Origin of the sequence: Corallococcus sp. AB038B, assembly GCF_003668955.1 — a bacterium.
GTDB lineage: Bacteria > Myxococcota > Myxococcia > Myxococcales > Myxococcaceae > Corallococcus > Corallococcus exiguus.
On the sequence record NZ_RAWO01000008.1, the window covers coordinates 1 to 13,259 of the forward strand.

Annotated in this window: 11 protein-coding genes; 5 read left to right on the forward strand and 6 right to left on the reverse strand. The window is 68.8% G+C overall.

Annotation, left to right across the window (positions count from 1 at the left end; all coding sequences use genetic code 11):
- The 6 genes from D7Y04_RS27225 to D7Y04_RS27250 all read right to left on the reverse strand — a co-directional run.
- Positions 1-125 (reverse strand): GTP-binding protein (locus D7Y04_RS27225; RefSeq protein WP_233601620.1); only part of this gene is annotated, 125 nt, incomplete at its 3' end.
- 139 nt (positions 126-264) lie between these two features.
- Complete coding sequence (gene fusA, locus D7Y04_RS27230) at positions 265-2,346, reverse strand: elongation factor G (RefSeq protein WP_120600171.1); 2,082 nt, start codon at positions 2,344-2,346, stop codon at positions 265-267.
- A 109-nt stretch (positions 2,347-2,455) separates the two neighbouring features.
- The gene (rpsG, locus tag D7Y04_RS27235) at positions 2,456-2,926 is read right to left on the reverse strand and encodes a 30S ribosomal protein S7 (protein ID WP_014395858.1); all 471 of its coding nucleotides are present in this window, start codon (positions 2,924-2,926) and stop codon (positions 2,456-2,458) included.
- 169 nt (positions 2,927-3,095) lie between these two features.
- Positions 3,096-3,467, reverse strand: coding sequence for a 30S ribosomal protein S12 (gene rpsL, locus D7Y04_RS27240; RefSeq protein WP_014395857.1), 372 nt, complete (start codon positions 3,465-3,467; stop codon positions 3,096-3,098).
- A 219-nt stretch (positions 3,468-3,686) separates the two neighbouring features.
- Positions 3,687-4,181: a ribosomal protein S18-alanine N-acetyltransferase gene (rimI, locus tag D7Y04_RS27245; RefSeq protein ID WP_120600172.1), complete on the reverse strand. Its 495-nt coding sequence runs from the start codon at positions 4,179-4,181 to the stop codon at positions 3,687-3,689.
- Positions 4,178-4,912 carry a hypothetical protein gene (locus D7Y04_RS27250; RefSeq protein ID WP_121761175.1) on the reverse strand — a complete coding sequence of 245 codons (735 nt, stop codon included), beginning with the start codon at positions 4,910-4,912 and terminating at the stop codon, positions 4,178-4,180. Before D7Y04_RS27250 ends, rimI begins: the two co-directional genes overlap by 4 nt.
- Positions 4,913-5,033: 121 nt before the next feature.
- Between D7Y04_RS27250 and D7Y04_RS27255 the strand changes: the two genes are divergently transcribed.
- The 5 genes from D7Y04_RS27255 to D7Y04_RS27275 all read left to right on the forward strand — a co-directional run bounded on the left by D7Y04_RS27255 (position 5,034) and on the right by D7Y04_RS27275 (position 13,236).
- On the forward strand, positions 5,034-6,221 hold the full coding sequence (locus tag D7Y04_RS27255; RefSeq protein WP_121761176.1) for a DnaJ C-terminal domain-containing protein: 1,188 nt from the start codon (positions 5,034-5,036) through the stop codon (positions 6,219-6,221).
- Positions 6,222-6,302: 81 nt separating this feature from the next.
- Entirely contained in the window at positions 6,303-7,031 is a 729-nt protein-coding gene (locus D7Y04_RS27260; RefSeq protein ID WP_120599115.1) for a HEAT repeat domain-containing protein, read from the forward strand.
- A gap of 138 nt (positions 7,032-7,169) precedes the next feature.
- Positions 7,170-8,870 carry a hybrid sensor histidine kinase/response regulator gene (locus D7Y04_RS27265; RefSeq protein WP_121761351.1) on the forward strand — a complete coding sequence of 567 codons (1,701 nt, stop codon included), beginning with the start codon at positions 7,170-7,172 and terminating at the stop codon, positions 8,868-8,870.
- Between the two features lie 74 nt (positions 8,871-8,944).
- On the forward strand, positions 8,945-10,666 hold the full coding sequence (gene argS, locus D7Y04_RS27270) for an arginine--tRNA ligase (RefSeq protein ID WP_121761177.1): 1,722 nt from the start codon (positions 8,945-8,947) through the stop codon (positions 10,664-10,666).
- A 14-nt stretch (positions 10,667-10,680) separates the two neighbouring features.
- A complete protein-coding gene (locus D7Y04_RS27275) occupies positions 10,681-13,236 on the forward strand; it encodes a 1-acyl-sn-glycerol-3-phosphate acyltransferase (protein ID WP_121761178.1) in 2,556 nt (851 codons plus the stop codon).
- The last annotated feature ends 23 nt before the right edge of the window (positions 13,237-13,259 follow it).

Below are 13,259 nucleotides of genomic sequence, written 5' to 3' on the forward strand. Positions count from 1 at the left end.
GCGCCACCGGACTTCGCCAGCACCTTCGTGATGGCCGCCGTCAGCGACGTCTTGCCGTGGTCCACGTGCCCAATCGTTCCGATGTTCACGTGGGGCAGGCTGCGATCGAACTTTTCCTTGGACATGAACCGCTCCTCACGACGCCGCCGATGCGACCCCGGCGGTATAGGACTTCGGGAGAACTTCCGAGGGGTGCTGCGTGTGCTTCAAAGCTGCCGGAACGTCAACAGAATTCGCCCGGCGGCACCCCTGACGGGCAAGAGGTCAGTAGCTCGGGTTGAGCGCTGACTTCGGCGCCGGTGCGTAGTGCTTGAACTGCATGGTGTAGGTCGCCCTTCCCTGGCTCTTGCTGCGCAGGTCGGTCGAGTACCCGAACATGGCGGCCAGGGGCACCTCCGCCTGGATGGCCTGCACGCCGCCAGGCCGGGGCGTCATGCCCAGGATCTTCCCGCGCCGGCCATTCAGGTCGCCGATGACGTCCCCCATGGCCGCCTCCGGGGTGACGACCTCCGTGGCCATGATGGGCTCCAGCAGGACGGGGTTCGCCGCGCGGACCGCGTCCTTGAAGGCCATGGAGCCGGCGATCTTGAAGGCCATCTCCGACGAGTCGACGTCGTGCATGGAGCCGTCGTAGGCCTCCACCTTCACGTCCACCATGGGGTAGCCGGCGACGGGGCCGTTCTGCATGGCCTCCTTCGCGCCGTCGCGCGCGGCGTCCACGAACTCCTTGGACACGGCGCCACCGGTGATGGTGCTGACGAACTCGAAGCCCTTGCCGGGCTCGTTCGGGGACACGCGCAGGTTGATGTGGCCGTACTGCCCCTTGCCACCCGCCTGGCGGATGTACTTGCCCTCCGCGACCTTCGTCGCCGTCACCGTCTCGCGGTAGGCCACCTGCGGCTTGCCGATGTTCGCGTCCACCTTGAACTCGCGCAGGAGCCGGTCGACGATGATTTCGAGGTGCAGCTCGCCCATGCCGGCGATGAGCGTCTGGCCCGTCTCCTCGTTGGAGCGCACGCGGAAGGACGGGTCCTCCATGGCCAGCCGCTGCAGGGCCTGGATGATCTTGTCCTGGTCCGCGGTGGACTTCGGCTCGATGGCGATGTCGATGACGGGCTCCGGGAACTCCATCCGCTCCAGGATGACGGGCTGCTTGTCGTCACAGAGCGTGTCGCCCGTGCTCGCCAGCTTCAGGCCCACCACCGCGCAGATGTCGCCGGCGTAGCACTCCGTCAGCTCGTCCTTCTTGTCCGCGCGCATCTGCACGAGCCGGCTGACGCGCTCGCGCTTGCCCTTCACGGAGTTCCACACCGCCGTGCCCGCCTCCAGCTTCCCCGAGTAGACGCGCAGGAACGTCAGCGTCTGCGAGGAGAAGGACGGGTCGTTCATGATCTTGAACGCCAGCGCGCTGAAGGGCGCGTCGTCGCGCGTCTCGCGGATGACGTCCTCGCCCTTGGGCGTCTTGGCCTGCACCGGCGGGATGTCCAGCGGGCTGGGCAGGTAGTCCACCACCGCGTCCAGCAGCGGCTGCACGCCCTTGTGGCGGAACGCCGAGCCGCAGAACACCGGGAACAGCCTCAGCCCCACACAGCCCTTGCGGATGGCGCCGCGCACCTCGTCCTCGGTGAGCTCATCGCCGTTGAGGAACTTCTCCGTGAGCGCGTCGTCCTGCTCGGCGGCGGCCTCCAGCAGCTCCCCGCGCGCGGCGGCGGCGGCCTCCTGGTACTCCGCAGGGATGTCCTGGAGTTCGAAGCGGCTGCCCTGCTCCGCGTCCTGGAACACCAGCGCCTTCATGCGCACCAGGTCGATGACGCCCTTGAGCTTGTCCTCGCTGCCCAGGGGCAGCTGCATGCGCACGGGACGCGCGCCCAACTTCTCCTTGATGGTGCCGACGGACATCTCGAAGTCCGCGCCCACTCGGTCCATCTTGTTGATGAAGCAGATGCGCGGGACCTTGTAGCGGTCCGCCTGGCGCCACACCGTCTCCGACTGCGGCTCGACACCGTTCACCGCGTCGAACACGGCGATGGCGCCGTCGAGCACGCGCAGCGAGCGCTCCACCTCGATGGTGAAGTCCACGTGGCCCGGCGTGTCGATGATGTTCACGCGGTAGCGCTGGCCCGTCCGCTCCCAGAAGGCGCTGATGGCAGCGGAGGTGATGGTGATGCCGCGCTCGCGCTCCTGGACCATCCAGTCCGTGGTGGTGGTGCCTTCGTGCACCTCGCCCATCTTGTGGATGGCGCCTGTGTAGAACAGGATCCGCTCGGTGGTGGTCGTCTTGCCGGCATCGATGTGCGCCATGATGCCGATGTTGCGGTAGCGCTCGAGGGGGAACTCACGGGGCATGACTCGGTTCCTTCCGGACTTCTCTTAGGCTTCTGCCAGGGCAGATAAACAAAACCGCCCGGACGCTGGCAGCGCATCCGGGCGGCAACCGCGAAGCCCCTTTCGGGACCTACCAGCGGTAGTGAGCGAAGGCCTTGTTGGCTTCCGCCATCTTGTGCGTGTCTTCACGCTTCTTCACCGCGTTACCGCGGTTGTTGGCGGCGTCCATGATCTCGCCGGCCAGCTTCTCCTGCATGGTCTTCTCACCACGCGCCTTGGCGTAGGAGATGATCCAGCGCATGCCCAGCGCGACGCGGCGGTCCTGACGGACCTCCACGGGGACCTGGTAGGTGGCGCCACCGACGCGGCGGCTCTTCACCTCGAGGACGGGCTTGACGTTGTCCAAGGCCTTCTTGAACGTCTTGAGGGGGTCTTCCTTCGCGCGCTCCTCCATGAGGGCGAAGGCGCCGTAGCACACGCCCTCCGCGATGGACTTCTTCCCCTTGCGCATCAGGTCGTTGACGAACTTGGTGACGAGCCGGTCCTGGAACTTCGGATCCGGGAGAATCTTCCGCTTGGCGACTACGCGACGACGAGGCATCTCTTCCCTTACGCCCCACTCTCCTCACTCGGAGGAAAGCCTTGTTCAGGGGCTTCAAGAACACTGCTTGGAACTTCCAGGGACACTCCCCAGGGTGTGGGGCCAGCGTCCAACACTGCTTCAGATACCGCGAAGGTGTTCCGCGCCAACGACGCGCGGGAGAACCGGACTAGCTCGGGCGCTTGGCGCCGTACTTGGAGCGGCTCTGCTTGCGACCGGCAACGCCCACGGAGTCCAGCGTGCCGCGGATGATGTGGTAGCGAACGCCCGGGAGGTCCTTCACACGGCCACCGCGGATCATGACCACCGAGTGCTCCTGGAGGTTGTGACCCACGCCGGGGATGTAGGAAGTCACCTCGATGCCGTTGGTGAGACGCACGCGGGCCACCTTGCGGAGGGCCGAGTTCGGCTTCTTCGGGGTCGTGGTGTAGACGCGCGTGCAAACACCGCGCTTCTGGGGGCACTCCTTCAGGGCAGGGCTCTTGCCCTTGATGTTGAGCTTCTCGCGGCCCTTGCGGACGAGCTGGCTGATGGTCGGCACTGAAACCTCTTCTTCGTGGGAACCCCGCGTCCGGCTACACGAAAGCGGAGCATATCTACCTACAGGCTACACAAAAGGCCCGCGAGTATAGGGAGGGCCCCCCGGGTGTCAAGCATGGCCTGCCCCTGGGCCAGAACCGGCCAGAGGACCCGGGTGCATCCCCTCACCCGTACAACCTGGGACTGCGACGACGGCCGGACGCTCTACTCCCTTACGCCCCTAGAAGTCGAGGACCATCACGATCGCGTCCTCGCCCTCGTCCGCGTAGTAGTTCGGGCGGATGCCGACCGGCCGGAAGCCCAGCGAGCGGTAGAGGTTGAGGGCGGACTCGTTGCCCCGGCGCACCTCCAGGGTGGCCAGCGAGCAGCGCCGCGCCACGCCCCGGCGAAGCACCTCCTCCATCACGACGCGCGCGACGCCCCGGCGGCGGTGCACGGGGGCGGTGGCGACGTTGAGGACGTGGACCTCGTCGTGGACAATCCAGAAGATGGCCAGGCCCAGGAGGGCGACGCCGCCTTCGGGCAGCGGCTCCTCCACGAGGAGGATGGTGGACCAGTCGTGTTGGAGCTCGCGCCCGAGCAGCTCCGTGGACCAGGGGTTCTTGAAGGACGCCTTCTCCAGCGCCATCACCGCCGGCATGTCGTCCACGGTCATCTGCCGGATCAGGAAGCCCTTTGCCTTGTCGGGCGTCCCGTCGTCCCGCAGCCGTCTCATCGCCGTGCCTCCCGCGCGAAGGGTGCCACCCGCCGCACCTGCGCTGACTTGCGTACTTCAGCCAGGGCCTGGGCCGCCAGCTCTCCGTAGCGCGCCCGCACCAGCTCTTCGCGGATGGCCGTGCGCGCCGCCTGATCGAACTCACCGGGGTACAGGTCCCGGTGGGCGTCATAGTGGTGACGGACCTCCGCCTCGCTCACCTGTGCCTTCAACCGGACGCGGCTGTCGAGGATTCGTTCCGCCCGCAGGCCCCGAGCCAGCACGGCCTCCAGGGCGTTCCGGTCCACGCCATGCCGGTCCAGGAAGCGCTGGAGCGCCGCCTCCCCACCCAGCCGCGCCCGGACGGCCTCCAGCCGACCCTCCACCTCCGCCGGTTCGGCCGGGAAGGCCTGCAGGCGGTCCGCGCTCAGGACCTGGAGGCGCTGGTTGATGGACAGCTCCAGGGCTCCCCGGAGCGTCTGCTCGTCCAGAGGCAGGGCGGCGGCCTGCACGGCCCCTCGCTGGATCAGCGCCACCCGGGCCTCCATCTCCAGTTCGCTCTGGGTGAGGACCTGGCCCTCGATGACCGCCACGACGCGGTCCACCACCCTGCCCTCCTCCAGGGCGGGAGCGGGCGGCGGGGGGGCGGCGTGGGCGGTCACCCCGGACCCCAGGGCTGTCCCCAGGGCCGCGGGGAGCAGCCCGCATGCCAGCCACAGGGGGGCCTTCCGGCGGGCGCGCGGTGCTGGCATGGCCTTCCTCATCTTGCGGCGACTGTAACCATCGCGGTGCTGTCCGGACATCCCGTGCTGGCGCTCACCGCACCGCTGGTTACGTTCTCCTTTGTCGGGTACTGCACCACCCCAAAGACCTATGGCTGACGACTACTACCAGATTCTGGGCGTGCCACGGACGGCCTCGGCGGACGACCTCAAGAAGGCCTTCCGGAAGCTGGCGCGCCAGCACCACCCCGACGTCAACCCTGGCGACAAGGGGGCGGAGGAGAAGTTCAAGCGCATCAACACCGCCTTCGAGGTGCTGGGCGATACGAAGAAGCGCGCGCTCTACGACGAGTTCGGCGAGGACGCGGAGAAGATCGGCTTCGACGAGAAGAAGGCCGCGGCCTACCGCCAGTACCGCGCCGCCCAGGCGGCCGGGGGCAGCGGGGGCGGCGGCATCCCCTTCAGCACCGAGGGCGTGGACCTGGGGGACCTCTTCAACGACATCTTCGGGCGCTCGGGCGGAGGAGGTGGCGGGGGCGCTGGCGGCTTCGACATCAACGACCTCTTCAGCCGGGGCCGGGGCGGCAGCCGGTCCACCGCGGCCGAGCGCGGCGATGACCTGACGACCCGCGTGCAGGTTTCCCTCGCGGAGGCTGTCACCGGCACCGAGCGCACGTTGACGCTCCAGCGGCCGGGGCGCTGCTCCAAGTGCCACGGCGAGGGCAACACCGGGAAGCTCGTGACGTGCCCCACCTGCAACGGCACGGGCCGGGCCCGGCGAGGCGGCGCCATGTTCGGCGGATCCGGCGTGTGCCCCACCTGCCGCGGCAGCGGGAAGGCCCCGGAGCCCTGCTCCCAGTGCGGTGGCAGCGGCATCAAGGAGGAGACGACCCGGCTGACGGTGAAGGTTCCGGCGGGCGTCGTCACCGGCTCCAAGGTGCGGCTGGCCGGCCAGGGCGCGGCGGGCGTCCAGGGAGGCCCTCCGGGGGACCTCTACATCGAGACGGAGGTGGCCGAGCATCCGCTGGTGCGCCGCGAGGGCGATGACCTCTACCTGGACCTGCCGGTGACGGTCTCCGAGGCGCTGCTGGGCGGCGAGGTGCGCGTGCCTACGTTCCAGGGTGAGGTGACGCTGAAGGTGCCTCCAGGTTCACAGTCCGGCCGCAAGATGCGGCTCAAGGGGCGCGGCGTGCCTTCGCTCCGGGGCGGCGCTCCGGGCGACATGTACCTGCTGCTCCAGGTGAAGGTCCCCGAGGAGGCCACGGACGAGGTCCGGGCCGCAGCGGAGACGCTGGCGCGGGCCTACCGGGGCGACGTGCGCCGGGAGCTGACGTTGTAGTTGTCATTGCCACTTGTCCTGGAGGGCGCACCGTCCTACATCGCGCCTCCACTCTTCCGAATCCGGAGCGGGTACGTACTTATGGGTCTCTTCGATTTCCTCACGGGCGGCTCGGGCCCCGACAAAGCCCTCAAGCTCAAGTCCAAGGTGACCCAGAAGTACGGGGAGCCGTCCACGCGGCAGAAGGCCCTGCAGCAGCTGGGGGAGATGAAGTACCCCGAGGCCGTCACGGTGTTGCTCAGCCGGTTCACCATCACCGTGGACCCGCTCACCACCGACGCGGACGAGAAGGAGCACACCTTCGAGCTGATCAAGCACTTCGGCCAGGACGCCGTCGCGCCGGTGAGCGCCTTCCTCAAGTCGAGTGATCAGGCCACGTCCTGGGCGCTGCGCATCCTCCAGGAGCTGCTCGCCGAGGACGCGCTCATGGGCGTCATCACGGACACGCTCCAGCACCTGTCCTCCCGCTACACGCGCGACCCGGAGAAGAAGGTCGTGCTGCTCCACCACGTGCTGGGCAAGCAGGATCCGCGCGTGGCCCCGGCCGTCCTCCCCTTCCTGGAGGACATGTCCGACGACGTGAAGATCGCCGCCATCAACGTCCTGGGGCCCCTGAAGTACGAGCCGGCGCGCGAGCCCCTGCTCAAGCTGCTCACCTCCGAGGACACCGCGCGCCGCGTGCAGACCGTGGCGCTGGCGGCCCTGGCGGAGAGCGGCTTCGGCGTGCAGGGCTACCAGGAGAAGGTGCAGGCCGCCCTCGTGGAGCCCTACAGCCTGGACAAGGACGGCCGCATCCAGCGCCGACCCTGAGTCATTCCAGTACCCCGGCCAGGGAAGCGGACAGCGGGGCTGGGGGGCTGTCGGGCACCTGACACGCTCGGCGTTGGTGGAGGGCACCGGGCTTCGGTGCGGTTCCCTCCCACGCGAGACATGAAGCAGGATTCACCCGTGCCATCGAAGAAGAAGGGTCCGCAGCTCGCAGAGGTCGTCCCGCTGCGCCCCACCACCATCGCGAAGAAGGCTCCACCGAAGCGGGCGGCGAAACCGCCTCCTCCGGTGGACACCGATACCGCCGCCCAGGCCTTGCTGGAGATGGGCCGGCAGCTCACCGACAACGCGGGCCCCACCGAGGCCCTGCGCGCGCAGCTGCAGACGCTCCACACGCTGCTCAAGCCGAAGGTCTGCTACGTCGCGCGCCACTTCCCGTCGCGCAACCAGCTGCACGTGGAGCACGTGCGCGGACGCTACGACGAGCGCGTCACCGCCGCCGTCCCGGGCGAGGGCGTGGTGGGTCGGTGCTTCACCGACAAGGTGCTCCTGCGCGAGGACGACACCGTCGCCGTCCCCCTCGAGGGACCGCAGGGCGTGACGGGCGTGCTCGTGGTGCTGGGCGCGCGCCGGAAGGCGTCCGACGTGCTGATGCAGTCGCTGGCGTCGCAGCTCACCGCCGCCTACGAGGTGGCCCGGCTGCGCGACGACAGCGCCCGGCGCAACAAGGACCTGCAGACGGCCATCGCGGGCTTGAAGAGCCTGGAGCAGAACCGCGAGGAGCTGCTCGGCAATGTGTCCCATGACTTGAAGAACCCGCTCACCACCATCAAGGCCTACCTGGCCATGCTGGGCCGGGAGAAGCTGGGCACGCTGACGGATGGGCAGCGCCGCGCGGTGCAGATTTGCGATCGCAACGCGGACCGGCTGCTCCAGCAGGTGAACGACCTGGTGCTGATGTCCCGGCTGTCGTCCGGGAAGATGCAGCTCAACCAGCGCCCCTTCGGCCTCAAGGCCGTGGCGGAAGAGGTGGTGCGGGGCCTGGGCGCCGTCGCGGAACACAGCCGCGTGCGCGTGGTGATTCCCCCCTGCCCGGAGGTGTTCGTCCGCGGCGACCGCGAGCGCATCTCCGAGGCCATCCACAACCTCGTGGAGAACGGCATCCATCACAGCGAGACGGACGACGTCGTCGAGGTGAGCGTGTCCTCCAGCGAGGGCCTGGGCGTCCTCACCGTGAAGGACTCCGGACAGGGCATGACGGCGGAAGCCCTGGAGCACGTCTTCGACTCGTTCTACCGGGCGCAGCCGGGCATGCCCCGTCCCCCAGGCACGGGCCTGGGCCTGCCGCTGGTCGCCAAGATTGTCGCGCTGCACGGCGGCCGCGTGGACGCCAGCAGCATCCTGGGCGAGGGCAGCACGTTCCAGATGGTCCTGCCCCTGTTCGCGAGCGCAGTGAGCGCCCCGGACGTGAACCAGGCCGCGCCCAAGGCCGGCGGCATCCTCCTGGTCGAGGACGACGTGGACTGCCGCGAGGTGCTGGAGCAGGTGCTGGAGCAGGAGGGCTACCGGGTGATGGCCACCTCCGGCGCCGCCGAAGCTCGCTCCATCCTGTCCCACATCCGTCCGGCCATGGTGCTGCTGGACCTGCGGCTGTCGGGGGAGGACGGACGCTCCGTGCTCCACTACATCCGCACCACGGAGTCGCTGGCGGACGTGGTCGTCTACATCATCTCCGGCGCGAGCGACGTCGCGTCCCTCACCTCGGGTGAAGGGCCGGACCGCATCGACGGGTACTTCGAGAAGCCCCTGAAGCTGCCCAAGCTGCTGGACACCGTGGCCTCGGTGGTGCGCCCCAAGAGCCGCGGCCCCGCCGTGACCTGAATGACGCTCTGACGCCTTCCCCACAGAAGAGGTGGATGGAAGGCGCCCCGCCTTGGGTAGTATCCGCGCGGTCCATGAGCACTTCTGTCTATAGCCGCTATCGCGCCGCGTTCGCCCAGGCCCTTGCCGGGGCCCTGGGTGTCCCCGCCGCTGACATCGAGCCCCAGGTCAAGCCCGCGGATCCCGCGCACGGCGACCTGAGCTTCGCCACCTTCCCTCTCGCCAAGGCGCAGAAGAAGGCGCCCCCCGCCATCGCCGCGCAGCTCGCGCAGGCGCTCCAGGTCCCGGGCCTGGAGGTCAAGGCCGTGGGCCCCTACGTCAACGCGCGCTTCCTCCCCCTCCCCTTCACCCAGGAGGTCATCGACGGCGTGCGCCTGGCGGGGCTCGCCTACGGGAGCGACGCGGAGGACGGCAAGGGCAAGACGGTGGTCATCGACTACTCGTCGCCCAACATCGCCAAGCCCATTGGCTTCCACCACATCCGCACCACATTCCTGGGCCACTGCATCGCGAACCTGTACCGCGCGCTGGGCTGGCGCGTGGAGGGCGTCAACTACCTGGGTGACTGGGGCAAGCAGTTCGGCCTCGTCGCCGTGGGCTTCCAGGAGTTCGGCAAGGAGGAACTCCGGGAGGACATGGCGCATCTGGTCCAGGTCTACGTTCAGGCCAACAAGCGCGCCGGTGAAGACCCGGCCTTCGACGAGAAGGCCCGCGAGTTCTTCCGCCGCATGGAGGCGGGTGATGCGGAGGCGATGAAGCTCTGGAACCAGTTCCGGGAGACGAGCCTCAAGGGCTTCAAGCGCGTCTACGCGCGCATGGGCATCGACTTCGAGCACATCGAGGGCGAGAGCCGCTACCAGGGCAAGATGGACGCGGTCATCGAGCAGATCGCGAAGAAGCCCGGCGTGAAGGAGTCCCAGGGCGCCATCATCGTGGACATGCCCTACGCGGACGGCGAGCCGCCCGTGCTGCTCAAGAAGAACGACGGCAGCACGCTCTACGCCACGCGCGACCTGGCCGCCGCCGAGGACCGCCACGCGCGCTTCAACTTCGACAAGTCGCTCTACGTCGTCGCGCAGGACCAGGCGCTGCACTTCCGGCAGGTGTTCCGCACCCTGACGGAGATGGGCCAGCCGTGGGCGGACAAGTGCGTGCACGTGCCGTTCGGCCGTATCCACGGCATGAGCACGCGCAAGGGCCAGGTGGTGGAGCTGGATCAGGTGCTGGACGAGGCGAAGGAGCGCGTGCTCCAGCGCGTGAAGGAGAACGTCGCGCAAGGCAACCTGGAGACGACCGACGCGGAGGCGCTGGCGGAGCAGATCGGCCTGGGCGCCATCGTCTTCGGCGACCTCAAGCACAACCGCGCCAGCGACTACACGTTCGACTGGGACGAGGTGACGAGCCTCGAGGGGCACACGGGGCCCTATCTCCAGTACGCGCATGCCCGGAGCGCGAACGTGCTGCGCAAGGGCGGCGGCGTGCCCTCGGCGTATGATCCGTCCCTGCTCACGCTCCCGGAAGAGCAGGCCCTGGTGCGTGAGCTGATGCGGCTGCCAGACACGGTGAAGGCGGCGGCGGAGCAGTACGAGCCCAGCCTGGTGGCGCGGCTGCTCCTGGACGTGGCGGCGGCGTACAGCCGCTACTACACGGCCGGCAACAAGGACCGCGACAAGCGCATCCTCGTGGAGGGGAATGACGCGGTGCGCGCGGCCCGGTTGGCGCTCACGGACGCGACGCGTATCACGCTGGCTGCGGGGCTCACCTTGCTGGGCATCCCGACGCCGGAAAACATGTAGCCTGGGGGGCTGCGATGGACACCGCGCTGGCGCAGACCGCGACGCAAGGAGAGGCCTTGAAGGAGGAATTCGGTCCCATGTCCCGGGTGCTCGGGGCTCGGTACTTCGACGGGGTGCACTTCCCGCCAGAGGCCGAGAACGAGCTGCGCGCGCTCAGCGCCCGGGGCTTCGTGGTGCACGTCATGCGCACCACGGCGTGGATCAACTTCCTCTACATCGCGTGGGCCATGGTCCGCCGGGCCATGCCGCCCATCCGCGCGGTGGTGAACCTGCGCCCCTGGTTCACCAAACCCTGGCGCCAGACGGCCCAGGGAGGCGCGGTGGAGGAGCGCTTCCGTTACGCCCGCGAGCAGGGTGGCAGCGGACTGGTGTTCCTGCGCCGCACGGCGCTCCTGCACGCCTCCGGCAAGGAGACGCGCGAGGACCCCTTCCCCGAACTGGTGCGGCTGGCGCGGAGCTCCGAGCGCCCGGTGTTCCTGGTGCCGGAGTTGTTCGTCTGGGAGAAGCGCCCCGCGAAGCTCAAGCCGGGCTGGCGCGACGCGCTGTTCGGAAGCCCGGAGGCGCCGGGCTTCGTGCACTCCATGGTGGCGTTCTTCCGCAACTACAAGCGCGCGCAGTTCCGCGTGGGAGAGCCCATCGACCTGCGCCGCTTCATCGAGGAGAACCCGGGCGTCAGCGACGAGGTGCTGGCGCGCAAGGTGCGCAGCACGCTGCACGTGTTCCTCGCGCGGGAGACGCGCGCGGTGTTCGGCCCGCCGCAGAAGCCCACGGACCGGCTCATCGAGGAGACGCTGCGCGACCGCCAGCTGCGCAAGGTGCTGGACGAGCACGCCGCCGCCACGGGCCGCAAGCCCTCGAGCGTGTACCGCGAGGCCCAGCGCAACCTGGAGGCCATTGCCGCCAAGCCCAACCCGTCCGTGCTGGCGCTCATCGCGCCGATGCTGGAGTGGGTGTTCAACCGCATCTACGACGGCATCGGCGTGGACGAGGCTGGGCTGCACCGCGCGCTCAAGGCCGCGGGCAAGGCGCCGGTGGTGCTCTGCCCCAGCCACAAGAGCCACGTGGACTACCTGGTGATGAGCTGGGTGCTCTGGAACCGGGGCTACACCGCGCCGCTGGTGGCCGCGGGCGCGAACCTGTCCTTCTGGCCCCTGGGCGTGCTGTTCCGCCGCTGCGGCGCGTTCTTCCTGCGCCGCTCGTTCAAGGGCGACAAGGTCTACGCCGCGTCCTTCAAGGCGTACATCAAGAAGCTGGTGCATGACGGCATCCACCAGGAGTTCTTCCCGGAGGGTGGCCGCTCGCGCACGGGCAAGCTGCTCACGCCCAAGCTGGGCATGCTCACGTGGCAGGTCGAAGCGGTGCTGGATGGCGCGCGCAACGACCTCTACTTCGTGCCCGTCTCCATCGACTACGAGAAGGTGGTGGAGTCCGACAGCTACTCGAAGGAGCTGGCTGGCGGGGAGAAGAAGCCGGAGGACCTGAAGGCCCTCTTGAGCGCGCCCAAGGTGCTGGCCGCGCGCTACGGGCGCATCCACCTCACCTTCGACGAGCCGCTGTCGCTGGTGGAGTTCATGCAGGCACGTGGACTGTCGCCGCAGGAGCCGGTGACGGACGAGCAGAAGAAGGGCCTGGTGCGCGCGCTGGGCAACCGCGTGATGTACGGCATCAGCAAGGTGTCCACCGTCACGCCTCACGCGCTGGTGAGCGCGTCGCTGCTGGCCCACCGCCGGCGCGGCCTCACCCAGCGCGAGCTCACGGACCGGATCAGCCTGCTGCGCCGCATCGCTTCCGAGGACGGCGCGCGGCTGTCCAAGGAACTGGCCAACGCGCCGAGCAATCCGGAGACGCTGGGCCCCATCCAGGACGCGATGCGTGAGTTCATCTCCGACGAGATGGTGCGCACGCAGGAGGCGCGCGGTGAGGTCAGCTACCAGGTGGAGGATTCGCGCCGCCCGGAGATGTCCTTCTACAAGAACACGCTGATGAACCTGGTGGCCGCGCGCAGCCTGGTGGCCAACGCGCTGCTCGCGGGCACGCCCGCGCCGTACGACACCGTGAAGGCGCGCGCGCTGTTCCTGTCGCGCCTCTTCAAGGTGGAGTTCATCTACCGGGTGGGCGCGTCGTTCGAGACCATCTTCGCCGAATGCGTGGAGCGGCTCGTGCGCATGGGTCTGGTCATCCACGAGGGTGACACGCTCACGCGCGCGCCGGAGGCCCATGCCCAGCCGGACCTGGAGTTCCTCGCGGACCTGCTGCGCGACTTCCTGGAGGCCTACCTGCTGGCCGCCATGACGTTGCCGGACGTGGCCGCGGGCGTGGCCACCGACCGCAAGACGTTCGTCAAGCTGGCGCTGGAGACGGGGCGCGGCGAGTACAACGCCGGCCGCATCACCGCCGCCGAGTCCCTGGCGAAGACGACGCTGGAGAACGCGGTGGAGTACCTGTTGGATCAGCGCATCCTCGTGGAAGAGGACAAGAAGCTGCGGATGGGTGACCCGGCCGCGGCGGCGGAGCTTCCCCGGAAGAACCCGCTCGCGGAGGAGATCCGCGGCTACCTCCACCGGGCCTGACGAAGCACTTCCTCCTCGAAGCG

Coding starts and splice junctions, on each gene's coding strand:
- D7Y04_RS27275 (WP_121761178.1), top strand. CDS start 10,681: ATGGACACCGCGCTGGCGCAGACCGCGACGCAAGGAGAGGCCTTGAAG.
- argS (WP_121761177.1), top strand. CDS start 8,945: ATGAGCACTTCTGTCTATAGCCGCTATCGCGCCGCGTTCGCCCAGGCC.
- D7Y04_RS27255 (WP_121761176.1), top strand. CDS start 5,034: ATGGCTGACGACTACTACCAGATTCTGGGCGTGCCACGGACGGCCTCG.
- rpsG (WP_014395858.1), bottom strand. CDS start 2,926: ATGCCTCGTCGTCGCGTAGTCGCCAAGCGGAAGATTCTCCCGGATCCG.
- fusA (WP_120600171.1), bottom strand. CDS start 2,346: ATGCCCCGTGAGTTCCCCCTCGAGCGCTACCGCAACATCGGCATCATG.
- D7Y04_RS27260 (WP_120599115.1), top strand. CDS start 6,303: ATGGGTCTCTTCGATTTCCTCACGGGCGGCTCGGGCCCCGACAAAGCC.
- D7Y04_RS27250 (WP_121761175.1), bottom strand. CDS start 4,912: ATGCCAGCACCGCGCGCCCGCCGGAAGGCCCCCCTGTGGCTGGCATGC.
- rimI (WP_120600172.1), bottom strand. CDS start 4,181: ATGAGACGGCTGCGGGACGACGGGACGCCCGACAAGGCAAAGGGCTTC.